The following is a 20,811-nucleotide window of genomic DNA, read 5'->3' as shown; positions in this document are numbered from 1 at the left end:
TTTAGTTATTTGAGGCTGTACTTAATAAAGAAAGTTGAGTTATTTTATTATCACCCAATTCATCAACAGGTTTAACTGGGTAATCACCAGTAAAATAATGGTCTGTTAGTTGAGGATAAGCTGCATTCCTTTTGTCAAAACCAATTGCTCTATATAATCCATCAATAGATAAAAATTTAAGTGATTTTGCTCCTATGTATTCACAAATTTCATCATTAGTTTTATTTGCTGCTAATAACTCTTTTTTAGTTGGGGTATCTACACCATAAAAATCTGGATATTTGATCTCAGGACAAGCAATTCGAACATGAACTTCTTTTGCACCTGCATCATACAACATTTTAACAATTTTATAAGAGGTAGTTCCTCTAACAAGTGAGTCATCAATTAGAATAATTTTTTTATCTTTAATTGTACTTTGATTTGCATTTAATTTTAACTTTACACCTAAACTTCTAATTTGCTGACTTGGTTCAATAAAAGTCCTTCCAACGTAGTGATTTCTGATTAGACCATGTTCAAAATTCATTTTTAAATGTTGAGCAAAACCGAGAGCTGCAGCATTACCAGAGTCTGGTACAGGAACAACTATATCTGCATCAACATTGTTTTCTTTTGCAAGTTCTTTTCCTAAATTTTTTCTATGTTCATAAGCTGTTTTATTATCAAGTAAGCTATCTGGTCTTGAAAAATAAATATACTCAAAGACACACGGTCTTACTTTCTTAGGGGGGAAGGGCTTTATACTAGTTAGTTCATCATTTTCAATTAACACTATTTCACCGTTCTCAACTTCTCTTATAAATTTTGCTCCAATAATATCTAATGCACAAGTTTCAGAAGCTAACACATAGCTACTTCCTAGTTTTCCAATCATCAATGGTCTAATTCCATAAGGATCTCTTACACCTATTAAAGATTTTTGTGTCATCATTACCAAAGCATATCCTCCTTGGATTTGGAATATGGCATCAATAACTTTATCAATTGTTTTTGATCTTTTAGATTTAGCAATTAACTGAACTATGGTTTCTGTATCAGAAGTAGTATAAAAAATTGCTCCTTCTTCAACGAGTTTATTTCTTAAAGATATTGAATTTGTTAAGTTTCCGTTGTGAGATACCCCAATTCCACCTGCGTTAGTATCTGCAAAAAAAGGCTGAATATTTCTTAAAATATTATTGCCCGTAGTGCTGTATCGATTATGTCCAATAGCATAATTACCTTTAAGGTTTTTTAAAACTTTTTCTTTGTTGAAATTATCTCCAACTAAGCCAAATCTTTTTTCCGAATAATATTTTTCACCATCAAAAGTAACTATTCCACAACCTTCCTGACCTCTATGCTGAAGTGCGTGCAAACCTAAAGCTGTTAAAGCAGAAGCATCTTTTGCATTGCTTATGCCAAATACTCCACATTCTTCTTTTAGTTTCGGATCAAATATCTTCAATTTTTTCTTTAGATTCTTGATATGTTTTTTCATTAGGAAATTCTTCAACAAGATAACTACTACCTTTTTTCAAATATGGAAAGACGTATGATTTATCTAAATTAATTGGCCATTTATCGTAGTTATAAACAATATGTACTCCAGAAAAAATAGATACACATACAATATATGCTTTAACAAACCCAAAAAAGAATCCGAAGGTAGTATCCAAGCCACCAATGCCAGTATATTTTATTGCTTTACTGATACCCTTGTTAACTAATAAGACTAAAAAGATAACAACTATAAATATTGCAATTCCAAGTCCAACATCTAGAACATATTCGTTGTCGATTATATCTTTTACATAAGGTTTTATACGTGGAAATAAAATTAGTGTAATAACGTAGGCCATAAGCCATTTTGCCATTGAAAGGATGCTCAAGACAAACCCTTTTCTATAACAACTAATTAAAGACCATATGGTTACTGCGATATAGATTAAATCAATAATAGAGGATGCTTCAAAAAAATCTTTAAGAGCATCTACCATTAAGCATCTTTACCAAAAGGTTTAACCACCAATATCAATGCCGGCAGCAAAGTTAACACCGATATCATTGCAAGTAACATCGCTAGACCTGTAAACATTCCAAAATAGATGGTTGGTATAAATTTAGATAATACTAAAATTGAAAAACCAAATACAATTGTGATTGAAGTATTTAAAATTGCAACCCCAACTGTTGAGTGACAGGTTTTTAATGTGCTGTTGTAATCTTTTAGTTTGCTAAATTCTTCCTTGAATCTGTAGATATAGTGAATACTGTTATCAACAGCAATTCCGATTGTAATTGCAGCAATTGTGATAGTCATCATGTCTAATGGTATTCCTAATAATCCAATAATTCCCAAAATAAAGAATGCAGCTATGAAATTTGGCACAACTCCAATTAATGAAAGTTTAATATTTCTAAATAAAATAATAAACATTGAGAAAATACCAATCATAACCAAACCAAGTGTCAAAATTTGTGACTTAAATAAACTTTGTAACAAATTATTAAATAGAATTAATACCCCTGCTAATTTGTAATCATCCTTTTCTAATCCTAGTTCATTTTCTAGATCAAAATTAATTTTATTAATTAAGTCATTTCTTCTTAAATTTTCTTGCGAGTCTATTATTCTAAGACTTATTCGAGCCTCATTATTTTCTATTGATAGATATGGATCAATTATTTCTGTTTTAATGCTTTCAGGTATTTTTGAATACAATACTCCCATCTCTAAAGTACCAAGCGGATTATTATTGTTCAGTTGTGTTGCAACATCAATAATTGATGAAAAAGATAAAACTTTGCCGACTTGTGGAAGACTATCTAAATAATTATGAACCGATGCAATTCTATCTATTTTATCCTTAGTAAACCAATATTTTTCATCATTTGTATCTTCTTCATCTCCCCAATCTTCAAACTCATCATCATCCTCTGATTTCTTTTCCTCTTTTTTAGGAAACTTTAAAATAACTTCTAAAGGAGTGGTTCCACCAAGTTCTTCGTCAATTAGTTTCATACCTTTGTATATTTCAGTATTTTTATCGAAATAATTTATAAAACTATTCTCAACCTCAAGTTTGCTAATTCCAACGACACTTAAGACAATTATAATTCCAGTAGCAGAAAAAATTGTAAATTTATTATTTAAAGAAATTGAACCAAGTATTGATGTAATTTTAGAGTCTTGTTCTTTTTTTAAAGATACATTTCCAGTTGAAGTAAAACTTAAAAGAGTAGGGAGTAAAGTAAAAGTAATTATAAAAGATGTAATCAAACCAAAAGTCATCATCCATCCAAAATCTATAATTGGTTTAATTTCACTAAAGATTAAAGATAAGAAAGCCAAAATTGTTGTTAATACCGTATACAATATAGGCCAAAACATTTTACTCGTTGTTAAGGAAATAATTTCAAAATTATTTTTTGTTGGAAAATTTTTTTTAAGCTGGAGAAACCTTGTACTCATATGAATGTTCATTGCCATTGTAAGAATAAGCATTAAGGCAATAAAGTTTGATGAAATAACAGTTACTTTCCACCCAAGTAATCCAAGTAGACCCATCATAATAATTACAGAGAAAAAACAACTGCTAATAGGAACTATAATCCAAATTAGATTTCTAAATACAAACCAAAGAGTTGCTATAATAAATAATAAAACTCCAATACCAAACACAATGATATCACTTTTAATGAAAGTCATCATATCATCTGCAATCATTGGAATTCCACCTAGGTAAATTTTTCCAACATCGCCGTAACTTTGAATTACTTGTCTTATCTCTAGAATGTTTTGATGATTTTGTTTTTTGATTTGATCTTTGTAGTTTTCAATTTCTTCTCTAGATTTATTTTCAATATCTTCTAATTTTTTATTTTGTTTGATGTTAACAATAATCCCACTTGTCTTACCGTCTTCACTAATTACAAAATTTCTAAACACAGGACTGTTTAAAATTTCACTAAATCCTCTTTCTCTATCTACTTCTTCATCTTTTAAAGTTTTAAAACTTTCTAATCTTTCCTGAAGTGGTGCATCTGAATTATTTAAAAGTGGTATGTCTAAAAGTGTAATAACACTATGAACCCAATCTAAACTTTGAATTTTATATTTTATACTCAGTAAATTATTTATTGAAGAGTCTGTAACCATCCCTTCATTAGGAGTGTAGGTGAGAACTAAAAATTCCTTAGAACCGTATCTTTCTGTTATTTCCTGCAAGTATGCGAGATCCGGATCCCCATCAATTAACAATGTTTCTGAAGAAGCATCTAACCTAAAATCTTTAGAATAATAACCAAAACTTAAAATAGAAATAATCAGTATTATAAATACTGCTTTTGGGTTCTTTAAAACTAAGTTTTGATACATTTGAGCTAACATTAGCTCTTTTATATTTGAAATTAATTAGTTTGAGTATCTTTAAATTTGGTAAATCTTTCCTCAAACTCAAGCGTAACATTACCAATTGGACCGTGTCGTTGTTTTCCAATTATAATTTGCGCTAAGTGCGCTACTTCATTCATTTTAGCTTGCCATTCAGCATGTTCTACAGTTGCTTCTCTTGGCTCTTTTCTAGATAGATAATATCCTTCTCTGTATACAAACATCACCACGTCCGCGTCTTGTTCGATTGAGCCTGATTCTCTTAAGTCAGCTAGTTGTGGTTTATGATCATCTCTTTGTTCCACTTGTCTTGATAACTGTGAAAGTGCAACAACAGGAACTGCTAGTTCTTTTGCAATAGCTTTTAGCCCTTGCGTAATTTGAGAAATTTCCTGAACTCTACCGTCTTTATTATAAGTTGTTCCTCTCATTAACTGAATATAATCAACCACGATCATATCTAATCCAAATAGTCTTTTAATTCTTCTTGCTCTATTACTTAGTGCCGCAATACTGATAGCCGGTGTTTCATCTATATAAAGTGGAAGTTCAGCTATATTTTTAGAAGTCTCAAGAAATTTATCAAATTGATCATCAGAAATTCTTCCTCTTCTTATATCGTTTGAGCTAATTCTTGCTTGTTCTGAGATAATACGAGTTGAAAGCTGTTCAGATGACATTTCTAAAGAGAAAAAAGCTATAGAAGATTTTTTACCACTATCTTGTAATTTTTGAGCAGCATTAAATGCAATATTTGTTGCAAGTGAAGTTTTACCCATTGATGGACGACCTGCAATAATGATCAAATCAGATTGATGTAACCCACCAAGTTTATCATCCAAATCTCTAAGACCTGTTGGAACACCAACAATTCCTTCTTCATTTTTATATGCAGCAGAAGCCATTTCGATAGTTTGTTTCATGGCATCATCAAATTTAATAAGAGAAGAATTAAAAGATCCTTTTTCTGCTAAATCAAATAATTGTCGTTCAGAGTTTTCAATTATAGTCTGACCGCTAGTATCAAGGTTATTTAATTTAGCGCTATCAATAGTTTCTTCAGAAATTTTTATTAGCTCTCGTCTTACAAACATATCATATATAATTTTTGAATATTCTACTGCTTGTCTTACAGATGTAGAAAATTTAGTTACTTTAACTAAATATTCTGGAACATTAATTTCATCTTTTTCATCTTCAAAATAATTTTTTAAAGTGATTGGATTAGCAAGCATTCCTTTGTAAATAAGACTCTCGATTGCTTCAAATATCTTTTGATGCATAGGATCATAAAAGTTAATAGAGGAAACAATCGTATTAACTTCATCAAAAATATCATTGCTGACTAGTATTGAACCAATCACAGCTTGTTCAGCTTCAATGTTATTTGGTAATTCTTTGAATTTGTCTTTTACGATACTTAAATTATTTTCCATAAATCAAAATCTATAGAAAATATTTTAATATTTAAATTTTAATTTTTAACTGTTGAAAAGAATGTATAATTATTGAATTGTATCTGCCGATGTAACGTTAACTACTATTTCAGCATCAACTTCAGAGTGTAAAGAAATTCTAACTTTGAATTTTCCTAAAGATTTAATTTCTTCGACTGGTTGTATCATCGAAGGTTTAATTTCAACTTTATTTTCTTCTTGAATAAGTTTTGAAATTTCAGTTGGTTTCACTGAACCATAAAGTTCATTGTTTTCAGTACTTAATTTCTGAACTGAGTATTCTTTATTATTTATTTGTTCTGCAATATTAGTAGCTTCTTGTTTTCTCTCATTATCTTTCTTAGATAAATCAGCTTTTATTTTTTCAACTTCTTTGATGTTTTCTTTAGATGCATAAAGAGCTTTTTTGTTTGCAATTAAAAAATTTCTAGCAAAACCTCTCTTCACATCTATCACTTCACCTATAGATCCAATTCTTTTAACGTTTTCTAATAAAATAACTTTCATTATATTAAAGCTAGGTTTCTTGCTCTTTTAATTGATAAAGATAATTCTCTTTGTTTTTTTTGAGAAACGTTTGTAATTCTTGATGGTAAAATCTTACCATTTTCAGAAACATATCTTTTCAATAGTTTAATATTTTTATAATCGACCTTAGGTGCACCTTTTACTGAAAGTGGGCAAGTTTTTTTAAATTTATATTTATTTGGTTGAAAAATACTTAACTTAGCAAAGTTACTTTGCTTTCCTTTTTTATTTCCACTTTGTCTTTTTGGCATTAGTTTCTGGTACTTTCTTTGTTTTCACTTTCTTCTTTTTTTCCAAAGTAGTTAGTGTCTAAATCAAATTCTTTTACTCTAACAGTTAGATATCTTAATAATTTTTTATCAATAGCTTCGTTTTTTTCTAACTCTTCAACTACTTTACCTTTACCTTTGATTTTAAAGTGTATGTAGCTCCCTTTTTTATTTTTCTTAATTAGATAAGAAAGGTTTAGAAGGCCCCAGTTTTCGGTTTTTACAACTTCACCTTCATTTTTTTCAACAATTTTTGAATATTTTTCAGTTAACTGTTTTAACTCGCTCGGAGATGTATCTTGTCTGGCTATTATAGTATGTTCGTATAAGTTCATTTATGTTCTTTAATAAAAAGTGAGGATATACTATTATAAAAGTTCAATTACAATAGATAAAAACACAAAATTAGTAATATTTTTATATGTTTTCAGTAATATTTCCAGGTCAAGGATCTCAATTAGTTGGAATGGGAAAAGAGTTTTATGACAAATTTGAGCTTGTGAAAAGTCTATTTAAAGAGGCAGACGAGACATTAAATTATTCAATTTCAAAGCTAATATTAGAAGGACCTAAAGAAGAGCTTGATTTGACAGCAAATACTCAACCAGCAATTTTTTTAATAAGCTATTCTATATTTAATGTTATTAAAAAAGAATTTAATATTGATTTAAATAAAGCAAAATATTTTGCAGGGCATTCTTTAGGTGAATATTCTGCTTTATCTTGTGCTGGATATTTAAACTTTCCAGAAACATTAAAAATTTTAAGAATCAGAGGCGATGCTATGCAAAATTCCGTACCAAAGGGTGAGGGTGGCATGGTTGCAGTGCTTGGATCAACTGTTGAAGTAATAGAAAAAATATTAAAAGATAATAAGACCAAATTTTTGGTACAAATAGCAAATGATAATTCAGAAGGGCAAATAGTTTTAAGTGGAAAGACTCAAGATTTAGAAAAGTTAACTGAAATATTAAAAGAAAATTCAATTAAAAATATAAAACTTCCAGTTAGCGCTCCCTTTCACTGTAGCCTTATGAGTAAGGCAACAGAAATTATGACAGAAGAATTAAACAAGATTTCATTTTCTGACGGAAGTAATAAGTTGATATCAAATGTAACAGCTGAAGCCATTTCAACTTCTGAAGATTTAAAATCACTTTTAATAAAACAAATTGAAAATAGAGTAAGATGGAGAGAAAGTGTATTAAACATGATAAATAATGATATAGATCATTTTATAGAAATTGGACCTGGTAAAGTTTTGTCAGGTTTAGTAAAGAGAATTAACAGAGAAGTTAAAATTAACACAATAAACAGTCAAGAGGATATTGAAAATTTAAAAATATGAATGATTTAAAAGATAAAAATATAATTGTTACAGGCGCATCTGGAGGAATAGGTAATTCTATTGTAAAAAAATTATATGAAAGCGGTGCTAATATTTTAGCTTCAGGAACAAGAATTGAAAAACTTGAAGAATTAAAAAATGAATTCGAAAAAATAAATATTTTAAAGTTTGATATATCTCAAAGTGAAAAAATTGAAGAATTTATTGAAAATGCAACAAAAGAATTAGGTGGTAGTTTAGATTGTATTGTAAATAATGCGGGCATAACTCAAGATAATTTAGCTATTCGAATGAGTTTGGATGAATGGAAAAGAGTTATTGATATAAATTTAACTTCAACATTTTTGATGAGTAAATTTGCTATAAAAAAAATGTTAAAAAATAAATCTGGAAAAATAGTTAATATAACCTCTGTCGTAGGACATACAGGAAATTTAGGTCAAGCTAACTATACTGCGTCAAAAGCAGGAATAGTAGCAATGTCAAAAAGTTTAGCAATTGAATATGCTAAGAAAAATATTAATGTTAATTGTATCTCACCTGGATTCATTAAAACTGCAATGACAGATAAGATAGATGAAAAGTTTAAAGAAACAATCATATCAAAAATACCTTCAGCTCGTCTTGGAGAGCCTGATGATATTGCAAATGCTGTAGGTTTTTTGTGTTCAGACCAATCTAGCTACATAAATGGTGAAACCTTGCACATTAACGGTGGCATGTATATGGCTTGACAAAACAGCTTTTTAAACTAATAACGAATTATAACAAAAAGGATCAATATGTCAGAAGACGTTTCAAGCAAAGTAAAAAAAATTGTAGCAGATCACTTGGGTATCGATGAGGCTAAAGTAACTGAAGAATCAAGTTTTATAGATGATTTAGGAGCTGACAGTTTAGATACGGTTGAGTTAGTGATGGCTTTTGAAGAAGAATTTGGATCTGAAATTTCAGACAGCGAGGCTGAGAAAATTTTAACTGTAGGTGATGCAGTTAAGTTTATCGAAGGAAAAGCTAACTAGAAATTTTAATGCCCTCAAAAAATGATGGGGTTATGATTATACTTTCCTCTCCATCTGGAGCAGGAAAGACAACTCTTGTAAACTTATTGTCTAAAAAAGACAACTTTGTTACATCTATTTCACACACCACAAGAGACCCAAGGCCTGGTGAGGTGCATAATAAAGATTATTTCTTTATTGATAATGAAGAGTTTAAAAGGTTGATAAAAAATGAAGAATTTCTTGAGTACGCAAAAGTATTTAACAATTTGTACGGCACTACAAGAACACCAGTAATAAATAATTTAAATGCAGGTAAAAATGTTTTATTTGATATTGATTGGCAAGGCGCTGATCAAATAAAAAATAAAAAATTAGATTATAAATTAATTACCTTCTTTATTCTTCCACCAAGCAAAGAGGTTTTGTTCAAGAGACTCTCCAACAGAGATATGAAAGATAAATTAATTGCTGAGGAGAGGATGAAGCAATTCGAAAGAGATGTTTTGCATTGGATAAACTATGATTATGTTGTGATTAACGATGATATTAAAAAGTGCTTTGAAAAAATTGAGAATTTAATTGAAGCAGAGACAAATAATGGTTCAAAAGATTACGATGTAAAATTTATAAGAGATCATGTGGAAAAACTAACTAATTAATTTTTCGTATTCTTGTGTTAACTTAAGATAAGTTTTGGGACTTAAATTTTGAGGTCTTAATTTTAGATCTAGTTTGAGTTTATCTAATACCCTAAGGTCACCATTAAAAATTTGATTATATGGTTTTTTAATCATTTTTCTTCTATTGTTGAAAAATATTCTTGTAATTTTTTCTAAATTTTTAGGATCTTTAATTTTATAAAAATCTTTTTTGGGAGTAAAAAAAATTAAAGAGCTATCTATTTTTGGTTTTGGTTTAAATGAACTTGGTTTAATATCCATGATTTTAATTACATTCAACTTCCAGCTAGTTAAAACTGACAGCCTACCATATTTGGAGCTATTAAAATTAGCAATAATTCTATCTGCAACTTCTTTTTGAAACATTAAAACTAATGCCTCGAACCATAAATTATCTCCTAAATTTACTATCCACTTACTTAATATTTCAGTAGAGATATTGTAAGGTAGATTACCAAAAACAACTACTTTTTCATCGAATAAAGAATTTTCATCCACATCTAATACATCTTTATTTATAATATTTAAAAGATTTGGGTACTTGATTTTGAGTTTTTTAGCTAGCTCATCATCTTTTTCAATTACAAAAGTTTTCTTGGGAGTTTTATTTAAAATGTATTTTGTTAAATTGCCAGTTCCTGGACCAATTTCTAATACAATTTTATTATTAATTTCAATATGATTAACAATTGTTTTTAAAACACTATCATCAATTAAGAAATTTTGACCTAAACTTTTTTTTGCTTTAATCAAACTTTATCTAGAAATGAAATTGCTTTAATTAAACTTAATGGATTGGATAAATTTTTACCAAACATTTGTTTATTAGGACCATGATCAGGAGAAATTCTAATATATGGTAAACCTAACGTTATATTTATTGCATCATATTCATAAATTGTTTTAATAGGTGTTAGTACCTGATCATGATACATTCCTAAAATTACATCATATTTTGTTCTGTTTTGTTTCAAAAAAATGGTATCAGCTGAATATGGGCCAGAAATCTTAAATCCTTTTTTTTTTAATTTATTTATAGTTGGTAAAATAATATTTTCATCTTCACTGAATTTATCTATGGTTTCACAATGGGGATTTAAACCAACCACAGCTATTTTTGGACTAATTTTTCTATATTTTTTATAAAATTCTGTAATTAAGTAAACCTTTTCCTTGATATTTTCTTCTGTGATTTTTTTCGTGACTTCTTTAAGCGGTACATGAGTAGTTAAAGGACAAACAGATAAATTTTCATTATAAATCAGCATAGCAATTTGTTTAATTTTACTTTTTTTTGCTAAATATTCAGTAATTCCAGGAAATTTTTTTTTTAAAAATTCTTTTTTGGAAATAGGGCCATTTATCAGCTTGTAAGTCTTTAAATAAGAAAGAAGTTCAAAACCTTTTTTGAAAGAGTTCTCAATAAAACTATTAGCAATATTTTTTTGATTTTTTCTTTTTTTATATTCTATATTTATCAAGTTAATAAAATTTTTATTTTTTTTTATATTACTCAAATTATTAAAATTAATTACGTTTATATTTTTTTTTATATTTAAAATTTTCATTTGATTTTGAATTAATTTAAGTGATGATATTAAAATTATAGGTGATTTATATTTTTTAATTTTTAATGCTTTAAAAAAAATTTCTAAAAATATACTTTTTGGCTCACCACCAACTATTATTATAGGTTTATTTTTCATTGATAATTGCATTTTTTCTTATTTTATTAAAAAAAATATTAGAAAATTGATTTAATTGTTGTGTTTGTAAATTTCTTTTTCTAGCTAATATCTCTTTTTCAAAATCTATTTTTTTCTCTATTGTTTTAATATCTTCAATGTATAAAATTAAATAACCACCCGGAATTAGTATTGGATTTGTATATTGATTTCTTTTTATTTTATTCAATTCATTTAAAATTTTTTTACTTATGTTATTCTCATTTACCCAACCTAATTTTCCCCCTGTATTAGCACTGTCTGATATACTAAAAATTAAAGCCGTGTTTCCAAAACCATTTTCATTTATACTTTGAGTAATTTTTTGAATATATTTTTCTTTTTGATTTTTATTTTCAATACTAAAAAGAATTTCTGATAGCAAATAAGATTTTGAGGTATTTTTTAAATTTTTTACATTTTTTTCAATTTCTTCATTGTTTATTTTTAATTGTGAATTAAATCTTTCATATATTAAACTGTTCCATATTGCTTCATTTGATAGTTTTTTCTCAACTAATGAAATATTAATATTTAGGTTGGTCAAATATTTTATAAAGTCTGTTTTATTATTAAATCCAATTTTTTTATAAACTTGTCCAATTATATTTTCTAAATAATCCTGATTGATTTCAATTTTTTTATATTTTAAGATTTCAATCTCTTTAATTTTTTCTCTTACTAAAGAATTTTTAGCTATTTCATAAACTTTATTTTCTTCAAGATTATTTAAATTTGGATTTAAAGCTTTCAGATATCTCTTTTCATTAATTATATCTAGATATGTTATTATTTTATTATTAACTTTAACTACAATCTTGTTTTCAATGGCAAAAGATTTTGTTAATAAAATTGAGAAAATAATTAAAATTATATACTGAAAAGGTATTTTTTTTAAAAACATTTGATGCTTATTTAAATTAATCTAGTGACTGTTCAAAAGTTGTTATTGGATAAAAACTTATTGTAAACATTAAATTTTCACTAGGTTTTAAATCCCTGTCATTATAATAAGTTTTATTAAATTTAATTCCAGCAGTTAAACAATCGTTTTTATACTCATATACTAAATTGTAATATTCTGTTAAGTTAATTTCTCTATTTCTCCTAGTTTTAAAAAATAATGAATTTTCTTTATTAAAGTTATAACTAGTTTTATTTTCAATTATATTTGTATCTCCAATAATTGAGTTTTCTTCTATAAAATTAAACTCAGTAATAAAATTGTTTAAAGATAAATCTAAACCTATTGAATTGTATTTAAATTCCTCAACTTTATTATCCATTGCAAACTCATAATCTAGGATTATATTTTTCGAATATTTATATTCGAGTGATCCAAATATATTTGAGCTTTTGTTATTTATCGAGGATAATTCAGGTATATTATTTTCTTTATCATCTCTAAAAACAGATGCTAATTTGATTTCAAGAGATTTATCATCATTTGTTTTATTGTCTTTTTTAAGATAATCTACTCCAACTGTAATCGAATTTCCTGACTCGAAACTATCGTCTATACCCAGTCTATTTATATTGAAAATATTGTCAGTATTTATTCTTCTCTCGCTACTGGAATAATCTTTCATATCACTTGGATTTACTCTTAAAGATAATCTAGGAATTAAAGTTTCATCAATATTTTTATTTTTTCTAATTAACGGAAGTTCAGACTTAAATTCTGTCAATGATTGAAATTCTATTTGAGGACTTGACTTATAATTGCTTACATTTTTCCCAACACTATTTAAATTTTTAAAATAGAAATTTATATTATTTTTTATACCTAAATTTTCAAAAATATTGTCATTTACACTAAAACCAATATCATTAATCACTCTAGTTTTTAAATTATTTGTATTATCAAGTATATTATTTCCACTAGATTTAAAATCATATGAACCATATTTTGTAAGAATAGGACTAGAGGAGAATTTATAATATGGCAGAACATATTGATACCTGTCAGAAAGTGGTTTTTTTAAATCTTCATAAATATCAGCTCCTGAAGATAAAGAATATTTTTCATGTTCCAAAACAACGTTAAATCCTGATTGCAAAACATCAAAACTATTAGGTTTAATTTTACTTTCTTGAAGATTATCAGAGAATATTTTTAAATAAGTATCTTTATTTGTTTTTTCTATAAATAAATCCAGATCACTTTTGAGAAAGTTTTGAAAATCTAAATTTTTTTTATATTCAAGAAAAATATGGTTTATATTTTTTTTTTTATTTGCAATGGAAGACTTATATCCATTAGTTATACCAAAATCTGCAATAAAGTTTGAATTTTTATTAGCTTGTCTAAATTCATTTTGTATCATGATTATATTTTTAGAAAATACTGATGGAGTAAAAGTGAAGTCTTTATTTTCAGAAATAACCTGGAAATAAGGAATTTTTAGAGAAGATCCAAGCACATTAGAATTATTTAACCTAGGTGTTAAAAAACCAGATTGCCTTTTTACAGTTGGATCAGGATGAAAAAATTTTGGAAAATAAAAAATTGGTAAATCATAAACTTTCAATACTGTATCCTTATATAAAATCTGTTTTTTATTTTTGTCATGTTTAATTTCTGAGGATTCTAATCTCCAAGGAGGACAATTATCATTTTTTTTACAACTTGTGAAAACTGCCTTATTGACTTTGGTAATATTATTTTTCTGTGATGATGATATCCCATATAATCTTGGGTCGTTGTCTATTCTATCAAAGGTATTACTTTTTAGGATTATTTTTGTATCACCAGTTATGAATTGTTTGTTTTTAAAATCAAAAAAACCATTAGCAAAAAAATATCTATTTTTTTCCCTATCAGGTAAATTATAATTTTCCATAACATAAATATTATTACCTTTTAAAAATTCTTTATCTAAAAGATATTCAAAATTATCAAGTTCATACAAAGTATTGTTATCATCAAATATTTTTGTTTTTTGCGATGATGTAAATTTCATTTCTTTTTCTGAAAAGTAAGCATCATTTGTCTCAAATTTATATTTTGATTGAAAATTCGAGATAGTTTTGCCTTTTGTGTAAAATTTTACTCCTTTGATGTATACGATATTATCTGAATTAATATTAATATCTCTTCTATAATCATTTAATTCTATATTTTGTTTTGCAGTAAATTTCTCTTGATCTCTAAAATAAGTAACTTCTTCCGCTTTTAAATTAATTTTTTTAATATTATCTTCAATGTCTACATTTTGTTTTGCAGTAAATTTCTCTTGATCTCTAAAATAAGTAACTTCTTCCGCTTTTAAATTAATTTTTTTAATATTATCTTCAATGTCTACATTTTGTTTTGCAGTAAATTTATTTTTAGTTTTAAAATATGAAAATTTTTTTGATTTAACTTTAACATTGTTATTTCTATCAATAGCTAAAATTTTTCCATCAGCGGATATAGTTTCTTGGTTTTTTGAATATAAAATATTATCAGCATAAATAACTAAATTATTTTTTGTGTCTTCTATTTTAATATTACCAGCTGCATACAAAATATTTGCAACTTTGTTATACTCAAATTTTTCTGCTTTAATTGAAATACCATTATTTGTTAAAACCTCCCCTCCATCATATCCTTTAAAAAGATTACCATTTTGAGTAATTTCGATTTCTGAAACATTAAATTTAAAATTTTCATTAGAATATGAAATATTTGATTTTATTAAAATCAAAAAAAAGATGACAAAATATAATAGTCTTTTATTTTTCATTTATTCTAACTAACATAATAATAGTTACAAAGGATAAAATAATCAAAGGGATCCAGATCGATAATATATAATTTATTTTTTCAGTTGTTCCAAGTGCATTAAATAAATTATTAAAATAGTAAATTATAACACACAAAAATAAACCAATTGAAATTTTGAAAGTATTACTTTTGTAACTTTTAACCCTAAACATAAGAGCTCCTGAAAATAAAGTCATTAAAATTAAGTACAATGGATAAGAAAGTATTTTTTGAATCTGTATATTTATTTCAATGGTAGAGTAGTTTAATAGAATGTAATTTTTTTTTAACTCTAGGAGTTTTAAAAATGATAATGATGAAAGATTTGAAAATAAACTATTAATTCTTTTAGAATTAAAATTTGAATATAAATTAATCTGATTTTTAGTTTCAATTGTATTTCTTACTAATATTTCAGGATTATATATAACCCAATTATTTTCTATTATATTAATTTTATCACTCTTAATATTTCTAATTATTTCATAATTAGATGTAAATTCTGTGATTATATTGTCTATTAAAAAATTTTTATCTATTTTAGATGAATTTACTAAAAGGATTTTATTATCAATTTTGTCTCTTATCCAAAGTCCATTTTGATTTATAACCGCAAGGTATTTTCCATCTTTTGTATAATTTGATTTCGTTTCTAAGTATAATTTTTTCAGGTTAGATGAGGTAGTATAAAATACACTTACAATTATCATACTTAATATCAGTGAAACAAAACTAATAATTATTAATATTTTCGAATTTTTAAATCCAGTATATTTAAAAATTTTTATTTCATCATTATTAAAAAGTTTAATAAAAAACAATTGTGTAGAAATTAAAAATATAAATGGAAAAATTTCAAATATTACTGCTGGGGAATTTAAAAAAGATAAGTAAATAGTAAAAAAAACTCCTACGTCAATATTTTTAAAAAATTCTAGTTCACTTAATAAGTTTACAATAAATACTAAACTAAAAATAATTAATAGTACGTAAAAAAAAGAGCTCAAAAAATATTGGGATAAAAATTTTATATAAGTTTTCATTTAATTTTTTTTTAAAATGGATAAATAATAAAAATAGTATGTGATACTTAAAATTATTGGTAACAAAATTATCAAAAAATTTCTAGCATTGGAATCTTTTACAAATCTCAATGTAGTTTCAGAGAAAATAATTATGAAAAATCCAATTAAAAAAACTAACACTCTCTTTTTTGAATAATTAATTTTTTCTTTAGAGTAAACTATAAGTAAAAGAAGCGTTAACATCAAAGCTGGTAAATAAAGAGGTATCACTAATCTTTTGTAAAGTTCAGAAAGAATATTGTTTAAATTTTTTACTTCACAGTTCCTAACTTTTTTAATAATTTTTTCTAAATTAGTCTTGTTTATTAAATTTATAGCACACTCTATTAACTCTTCTGTAAAATGTTCTTGGGTTTTTTTTACTAAAATTGTGTTACTTGAAAAGGGAGATAAATTAAACTCTGATTTTTCAAATGAAAAATTTGTTATGTTTTCATTTGATATATTTATATTTTCACCCTCATATAACAAAAGAGTAGGATTATTTGAATTAGTTTTAAATTCACCTTTTTTCGCAAAAATTATCTGGAAATCTTTATCATTTATTTTTCTTTTTATATAAATGTTTTTATAACTTTCATTGTTATCTTTATCTTCTGAATAAATTGTTAAATTATTTATTGTAGCATTGAATTTCTTTACTTTAATAAAATTTTCAACGAAATTAAATTCAGAAGTTCTCATAAGGTTTCTAGCTAAATTTTGTGATTTTGGGACAATTATAGTTGTTAAAATTATTTGAATTAAAAGTAAAAAAATTGAAACAATAAAAAAATAATTTATAAAATTAATTTTTTTTACTCCATTATTCCAAAATATTATAAGTTCATTCTTAATTTCGTACTTAGAAATCACATAGGAAAAGCTAAAAAAGAATGCAAAAGGAAATATTCTTGTTAGTATTTTTGGAAAATTTAGTAAGGAGTATTGAAGGTATACTAGATAATTTCTTCCATCATCTATAATAATATCTAAATAATTAACAGCTTGAAAAACCCAAATTATTGTACTCCCACTAATTAAAGCTATCGTAAAAAAAATTAAACAATCTTTTAAAAAATTCCTATAAATTACTTTTTTCATTGAAATATGCTATTTTTACACTTATATAGCATCCATCTCGCATAGAGTGTATTGAAAATTTATGACATTAAATATCAGTTATAGAAATAATTTATCTAAAACAAAATTTAGTCATTTGATATTTTTTGTTGATGAAAAATACAATTTATCAAGTTTAAAGAAAAATTTTACAGAAACTGAGAATAGATTTATTTTTGATATATTAAATTCACGCAATTTATCAAAAAAGATAATAAGTTTTGATTTAAATTCAAAAAAAAAAATTTTTTTAATTTCAATAAAAACAAATATTAAATCTTATCAAGTTGAGAATTTAGGTGGAGAATTCTTTAATTATCTAAAAGAATTTAAACAAGAAGAATTTGCAATTAATTCTGACATTATACCTTCAAAGTTAAAAAATTTTTTAGGTTATTTCTTACATGGATTTAAATTAAAATCTTACGTGTTTGAAAAATACATAACAAAAAAGAATAAAAAAAATATATCAATTAATGTATTAGGAAAAAACATTCCATCTTTAAAAGACCAAATTAAATTTAAATCAATAGAAGCAGGAACTTTCTTGACCAGAGATTTAGTTTCAGAACCTGGAAATGTTTTGCATCCTGATGAATATGCCAAAAGAATTAAAGCTTTGAAAAAATATGGCTTAAAAATAACGGTTTATGATGAAAAAAGATTAAAGAAATTAGGTATGAATACTTTACTTGGTGTTGGCCAAGGAAGCATAAGAGGATCTTACCTAGTAACAATGGAATGGAAAGGCTTAAAAGATAATTCTAAACCGTTAGCGTTTGTTGGAAAAGGTGTTTGCTTTGATACTGGAGGAATTTCACTTAAGCCAGCAAAATTTATGGAAGATATGACATATGATATGGCCGGTTCTGCGGTTGTTGTTGGGTTGATGAAAAGTTTAGCTCTTAGAAAAGCAAAAGTTAATGCTGTTGGTGTAGTGGGATTGGTAGAAAATATGCCAGGTGGAAATGCTCAAAGACCAGGAGATATAGTTAAATCTTACAGTGGAAAAACTGTTGAAATACTAAATACTGATGCTGAAGGTAGACTAGTTCTTGCAGACGCACTTACGTATACAGAGGAAAAATTTAAACCTAGATTTATTATTGATCTTGCAACTTTGACTGGCGCAATTATTGTATCACTTGGATCTGAGTACGCAGGTTTATTTTCAAATGATGATAAATTATCTCAACATTTAATAGAAGCAGGTGAAAAGGTTGAAGAAAAAGTTTGGAGAATGCCTTTAAATAAAAATTTTGATAAATTAATTGATTCAAAAAATGCTGATATGCAAAATATCAATTATGTAGGTGGAGCAGGATCAACAACTGCTGCTCAATTTTTACAAAGATTTATATTAAAAAAAACACCATGGGCTCATTTAGATATTGCTGGTATGGCTTTCTCTAAATATGGAGGTGCGTTAAATTCAGGTGGAGCCACTGGTTATGGAGTAAGATTATTAAATAAACTAATAGAGGACAAATATGAGTAATATTGAACAAACATTATCAATTATTAAACCAGATGCTGTTGAAAGAAATCTCGAGAATGAAATTAAAGAAATGTTTAAAAATAACGGTTTTTCGATTTTAAAAGAAAAGAAAATTCAAATAGAAAAAACTGAAGCTGAGAATTTTTATAAAGTTCATGAAACAAAGCCATTTTACAATGATTTATGTGAATACCTATCTTCAGGTCCTATAGTAGTAATGGTGCTTGAAAAAGAAAATGCGGTGTTAGGAAATAGAGAATTGATGGGTGCAACAAACCCTAAAGATGCTGAAGAAGGCACAATTAGAAAGAAATATGGGATTTCAATTGATAAAAACTCTGTTCATGGATCCGACAGTGTTGAAAACGCCAAAATTGAAATCGATTTCTTTTTTAAAGATTAAAGATTTTCAAAATAGCTTTTGGATATAATTTATGCTCTTGAGCTAAAATTTTTTTAGCAAGACTAACTTGGGTATCTTTTTTTAAAATATTAACCTTCTTTTGAAGAATTATTTTTCCAGAATCTAGCTTTTCATTTACAAAATGTACAGTACATCCCGAGTATTTATCTTTATTTTCTATAGCTCTTTGATGAGTATTTAAACCTTTATATTTTGGTAACAGGGAGGGGTGAATATTTAAAATTTTACCATTAAAATTTTTAATAAAATTTTTTGAAAGGATTTTCATAAATCCTGCTAAGCAAACTAATTCAATTTTATTTTTTTTAAGATCATTAAGTATCTTTTTTTCAGCAATTTCTTTATTTTTAAAATTAATTATTTTTTTTTTAATTTTAAAAATGTCTCCATACTTCAAACCTTTAGCTAATTTATTATTTGTGATAATAAGTTTAATAGAAACAGGTGATTTGTTTAATTTAGAAAACTTAATAAGTGATTTTAAATTACTGCCTGTTCCAGAGATAAATACTGCAGTTTTTATTTTACTTGTTCCAGTCGATTGAACCATTTAATTTTACTTTATTTTTACCACTTATAATTTTTCCAATTACATATGGTTTATAATTTTTAGGAAAGTAACTTTGAATTTTGTTCAAGTTTTTTTTGTTGATAATTAAACAAAAACCAACACCACAATTAAATGTTTTTAACATTTCATTTTCAGGTATTCCATTTTTTTTAAGCCAATTAAATATTTTTAAAGTTTTAATTTTGTTTAAATCAATATCTGCTACCATGTTATCAGGAATAACTCTTTTGATATTATCTGCAAGTCCTCCACCTGTAATATTTGCACAACCATTAATAAGATTTTTTGAAATTATATTGATTATTTCTTTCACATATATTTTTGTTGGTTTCAAAAGTTCTGATTTTAAAAATTTATTTTTATTTATATTAATTTTTTTTTTATTTATTAAATACCTTACAAGTGAGAACCCATTTGAATGTAATCCGCTAGATGGAATTGCTAATATTAAATTATTTTTTTTGATTTTATTTTTATTTAAGATTTTATTTTTACCAACAATACCAACAGCAAAACCAGCTATATCAAATTTACCTTTTGAATAAGTGCCAGGCATCTCTGCTGTTTCTCCACCCACAAGTTCACAATCTGATAGTTTACAGCCCTTAACTATTCCTTTAATAATTGATTTAAGTTTAATTAAATCAATCTTGTTTATTGAAATGTAATCTAAAAAAAGCAACGGTTTTGCACCTTGAACAATTAAATCGTTCACACTCATTGCTACAAGATCAATACCAATTGTGTCAAATTTATTTAAAGAATTAGCTATTTCAATTTTAGTACCAACACCATCTGTGCAAGCAACTATTTGAGGTTGCCTTATGTTGCTTGGGATATTTGAAATAGAACCAAAGCCCCCAATATTAGAAAACTTTTTTTTGCCCCTTTTTTTTGATGATACTGATGAAATGAAATTTACAAACTTATCAGCGGCTTTAATGTTAACACCACTTTTTTTATAGGTAAAATTTTTATTATTCATTACAATATTAT

Annotated in this window: 21 protein-coding genes; 6 read left to right on the top strand and 15 right to left on the bottom strand. The window is 26.0% G+C overall.

Going from position 1 to position 20,811, the window contains the following annotated elements; translation table 11 throughout:
* Position 1: 1 nt before the first annotated feature.
* From purF to rpsF, 7 genes are all read right to left on the bottom strand, one after another.
* Positions 2-1,483: an amidophosphoribosyltransferase gene (gene purF / locus ACTTA8_RS04605; protein WP_440654575.1), complete on the bottom strand. Its 1,482-nt coding sequence runs from the start codon at positions 1,481-1,483 to the stop codon at positions 2-4.
* On the bottom strand, positions 1,437-1,982 hold the full coding sequence (locus ACTTA8_RS04600) for a CvpA family protein (protein WP_440654573.1): 546 nt from the start codon (positions 1,980-1,982) through the stop codon (positions 1,437-1,439). Before ACTTA8_RS04600 ends, purF begins: the two co-directional genes overlap by 47 nt.
* Complete coding sequence (locus tag ACTTA8_RS04595; RefSeq protein ID WP_440654571.1) at positions 1,982-4,375, bottom strand: efflux RND transporter permease subunit; 2,394 nt, start codon at positions 4,373-4,375, stop codon at positions 1,982-1,984. Before ACTTA8_RS04595 ends, ACTTA8_RS04600 begins: the two co-directional genes overlap by 1 nt.
* 20 nt (positions 4,376-4,395) lie before the next feature.
* Positions 4,396-5,814, bottom strand: coding sequence for a replicative DNA helicase (locus tag ACTTA8_RS04590; RefSeq protein ID WP_440654569.1), 1,419 nt, complete (start codon positions 5,812-5,814; stop codon positions 4,396-4,398).
* Between the two features lie 69 nt (positions 5,815-5,883).
* Positions 5,884-6,342 carry a 50S ribosomal protein L9 gene (gene rplI, locus ACTTA8_RS04585; protein WP_440654568.1) on the bottom strand — a complete coding sequence of 153 codons (459 nt, stop codon included), beginning with the start codon at positions 6,340-6,342 and terminating at the stop codon, positions 5,884-5,886.
* Entirely contained in the window at positions 6,342-6,614 is a 273-nt protein-coding gene (gene rpsR / locus ACTTA8_RS04580; RefSeq protein ID WP_262589558.1) for a 30S ribosomal protein S18, read from the bottom strand. The genes rplI and rpsR overlap by 1 nt, the downstream gene beginning before the upstream one ends.
* The gene (rpsF, locus tag ACTTA8_RS04575) at positions 6,614-6,967 is read right to left on the bottom strand and encodes a 30S ribosomal protein S6 (protein WP_440654567.1); all 354 of its coding nucleotides are present in this window, start codon (positions 6,965-6,967) and stop codon (positions 6,614-6,616) included. The genes rpsR and rpsF overlap by 1 nt, the downstream gene beginning before the upstream one ends.
* 86 nt (positions 6,968-7,053) lie before the next feature.
* On the opposite strand from rpsF, the gene fabD reads away from it, so the two are divergent.
* The 4 genes from fabD to gmk are packed head-to-tail and all read left to right on the top strand — an operon-like array spanning position 7,054 to position 9,643.
* Positions 7,054-7,980, top strand: a complete 927-nt coding sequence (fabD, locus tag ACTTA8_RS04570) for an ACP S-malonyltransferase (RefSeq protein ID WP_440654566.1) — start codon at positions 7,054-7,056, stop codon at positions 7,978-7,980.
* Positions 7,977-8,714, top strand: coding sequence for a 3-oxoacyl-[acyl-carrier-protein] reductase (gene fabG / locus ACTTA8_RS04565; RefSeq protein WP_440654565.1), 738 nt, complete (start codon positions 7,977-7,979; stop codon positions 8,712-8,714). The genes fabD and fabG overlap by 4 nt, the downstream gene beginning before the upstream one ends.
* A gap of 48 nt (positions 8,715-8,762) precedes the next feature.
* Entirely contained in the window at positions 8,763-9,002 is a 240-nt protein-coding gene (locus ACTTA8_RS04560; protein ID WP_008544320.1) for an acyl carrier protein, read from the top strand.
* An 8-nt stretch (positions 9,003-9,010) separates the two neighbouring features.
* The gene (gmk, locus tag ACTTA8_RS04555) at positions 9,011-9,643 is read left to right on the top strand and encodes a guanylate kinase (RefSeq protein ID WP_440654564.1); all 633 of its coding nucleotides are present in this window, start codon (positions 9,011-9,013) and stop codon (positions 9,641-9,643) included.
* On the opposite strand, the gene rsmA is transcribed toward gmk, so the two are convergent.
* Genes rsmA through ACTTA8_RS04525 form a run of 6 tightly spaced genes read right to left on the bottom strand, consistent with a single transcriptional unit; the run spans position 9,632 to position 17,304 of the window.
* On the bottom strand, positions 9,632-10,417 hold the full coding sequence (rsmA, locus tag ACTTA8_RS04550; protein WP_440654563.1) for a 16S rRNA (adenine(1518)-N(6)/adenine(1519)-N(6))-dimethyltransferase RsmA: 786 nt from the start codon (positions 10,415-10,417) through the stop codon (positions 9,632-9,634). The genes gmk and rsmA overlap by 12 nt on opposite strands.
* Positions 10,414-11,370 carry a 4-hydroxythreonine-4-phosphate dehydrogenase PdxA gene (locus tag ACTTA8_RS04545; RefSeq protein ID WP_440654562.1) on the bottom strand — a complete coding sequence of 319 codons (957 nt, stop codon included), beginning with the start codon at positions 11,368-11,370 and terminating at the stop codon, positions 10,414-10,416. The genes rsmA and ACTTA8_RS04545 overlap by 4 nt, the downstream gene beginning before the upstream one ends.
* The gene (locus ACTTA8_RS04540; RefSeq protein ID WP_440654561.1) at positions 11,360-12,292 is read right to left on the bottom strand and encodes a peptidylprolyl isomerase; all 933 of its coding nucleotides are present in this window, start codon (positions 12,290-12,292) and stop codon (positions 11,360-11,362) included. Before ACTTA8_RS04540 ends, ACTTA8_RS04545 begins: the two co-directional genes overlap by 11 nt.
* Before the next feature lie 16 nt (positions 12,293-12,308).
* Complete coding sequence (locus tag ACTTA8_RS04535) at positions 12,309-15,116, bottom strand: LPS-assembly protein LptD (protein WP_440654559.1); 2,808 nt, start codon at positions 15,114-15,116, stop codon at positions 12,309-12,311.
* Positions 15,106-16,179 carry an LptF/LptG family permease gene (locus ACTTA8_RS04530; protein ID WP_440654558.1) on the bottom strand — a complete coding sequence of 358 codons (1,074 nt, stop codon included), beginning with the start codon at positions 16,177-16,179 and terminating at the stop codon, positions 15,106-15,108. Before ACTTA8_RS04530 ends, ACTTA8_RS04535 begins: the two co-directional genes overlap by 11 nt.
* The gene (locus tag ACTTA8_RS04525; protein ID WP_440654556.1) at positions 16,180-17,304 is read right to left on the bottom strand and encodes an LptF/LptG family permease; all 1,125 of its coding nucleotides are present in this window, start codon (positions 17,302-17,304) and stop codon (positions 16,180-16,182) included.
* 61 nt (positions 17,305-17,365) lie between these two features.
* Between ACTTA8_RS04525 and ACTTA8_RS04520 the strand changes: the two genes are divergently transcribed.
* Both ACTTA8_RS04520 and ndk read left to right on the top strand, forming a co-directional pair.
* The gene (locus ACTTA8_RS04520; protein ID WP_440654555.1) at positions 17,366-18,820 is read left to right on the top strand and encodes a leucyl aminopeptidase; all 1,455 of its coding nucleotides are present in this window, start codon (positions 17,366-17,368) and stop codon (positions 18,818-18,820) included.
* 1 nt (position 18,821) lies between these two features.
* Complete coding sequence (ndk, locus tag ACTTA8_RS04515) at positions 18,822-19,223, top strand: nucleoside-diphosphate kinase (RefSeq protein WP_440655469.1); 402 nt, start codon at positions 18,822-18,824, stop codon at positions 19,221-19,223.
* Here the strand turns inward: ndk and purN are convergent.
* Together purN and purM are read right to left on the bottom strand one after the other, a co-directional pair.
* Positions 19,213-19,794: a phosphoribosylglycinamide formyltransferase gene (gene purN / locus ACTTA8_RS04510; RefSeq protein WP_440654554.1), complete on the bottom strand. Its 582-nt coding sequence runs from the start codon at positions 19,792-19,794 to the stop codon at positions 19,213-19,215. The genes ndk and purN overlap by 11 nt on opposite strands.
* On the bottom strand, positions 19,769-20,800 hold the full coding sequence (gene purM / locus ACTTA8_RS04505) for a phosphoribosylformylglycinamidine cyclo-ligase (RefSeq protein WP_440654552.1): 1,032 nt from the start codon (positions 20,798-20,800) through the stop codon (positions 19,769-19,771). The genes purN and purM overlap by 26 nt, the downstream gene beginning before the upstream one ends.
* Between the last annotated feature and the right edge of the window lie 11 nt (positions 20,801-20,811).

Origin of the sequence: Candidatus Pelagibacter sp. HIMB1506, assembly GCF_052047935.1 — a bacterium.
Classification (GTDB): Bacteria; Pseudomonadota; Alphaproteobacteria; order Pelagibacterales; family Pelagibacteraceae; genus Pelagibacter.
This window is presented reverse-complemented; position numbering and strand designations above follow the sequence as displayed.

Coding starts and splice junctions, on each gene's coding strand:
- ACTTA8_RS04590 (WP_440654569.1), bottom strand. CDS start 5,814: ATGGAAAATAATTTAAGTATCGTAAAAGACAAATTCAAAGAATTACCA.
- rpsF (WP_440654567.1), bottom strand. CDS start 6,967: ATGAACTTATACGAACATACTATAATAGCCAGACAAGATACATCTCCG.
- ACTTA8_RS04535 (WP_440654559.1), bottom strand. CDS start 15,116: ATGAAAAATAAAAGACTATTATATTTTGTCATCTTTTTTTTGATTTTA.
- purM (WP_440654552.1), bottom strand. CDS start 20,800: ATGAATAATAAAAATTTTACCTATAAAAAAAGTGGTGTTAACATTAAA.
- gmk (WP_440654564.1), top strand. CDS start 9,011: ATGCCCTCAAAAAATGATGGGGTTATGATTATACTTTCCTCTCCATCT.
- rpsR (WP_262589558.1), bottom strand. CDS start 6,614: ATGCCAAAAAGACAAAGTGGAAATAAAAAAGGAAAGCAAAGTAACTTT.
- ACTTA8_RS04530 (WP_440654558.1), bottom strand. CDS start 16,179: ATGAAAACTTATATAAAATTTTTATCCCAATATTTTTTGAGCTCTTTT.
- ACTTA8_RS04520 (WP_440654555.1), top strand. CDS start 17,366: ATGACATTAAATATCAGTTATAGAAATAATTTATCTAAAACAAAATTT.
- fabD (WP_440654566.1), top strand. CDS start 7,054: ATGTTTTCAGTAATATTTCCAGGTCAAGGATCTCAATTAGTTGGAATG.
- purF (WP_440654575.1), bottom strand. CDS start 1,483: ATGAAAAAACATATCAAGAATCTAAAGAAAAAATTGAAGATATTTGAT.
- ACTTA8_RS04540 (WP_440654561.1), bottom strand. CDS start 12,292: ATGTTTTTAAAAAAAATACCTTTTCAGTATATAATTTTAATTATTTTC.
- ACTTA8_RS04525 (WP_440654556.1), bottom strand. CDS start 17,304: ATGAAAAAAGTAATTTATAGGAATTTTTTAAAAGATTGTTTAATTTTT.
- ACTTA8_RS04545 (WP_440654562.1), bottom strand. CDS start 11,370: ATGAAAAATAAACCTATAATAATAGTTGGTGGTGAGCCAAAAAGTATA.
- ACTTA8_RS04600 (WP_440654573.1), bottom strand. CDS start 1,982: ATGGTAGATGCTCTTAAAGATTTTTTTGAAGCATCCTCTATTATTGAT.
- rplI (WP_440654568.1), bottom strand. CDS start 6,342: ATGAAAGTTATTTTATTAGAAAACGTTAAAAGAATTGGATCTATAGGT.
- ACTTA8_RS04560 (WP_008544320.1), top strand. CDS start 8,763: ATGTCAGAAGACGTTTCAAGCAAAGTAAAAAAAATTGTAGCAGATCAC.
- purN (WP_440654554.1), bottom strand. CDS start 19,794: ATGGTTCAATCGACTGGAACAAGTAAAATAAAAACTGCAGTATTTATC.
- ACTTA8_RS04595 (WP_440654571.1), bottom strand. CDS start 4,375: ATGTTAGCTCAAATGTATCAAAACTTAGTTTTAAAGAACCCAAAAGCA.
- fabG (WP_440654565.1), top strand. CDS start 7,977: ATGAATGATTTAAAAGATAAAAATATAATTGTTACAGGCGCATCTGGA.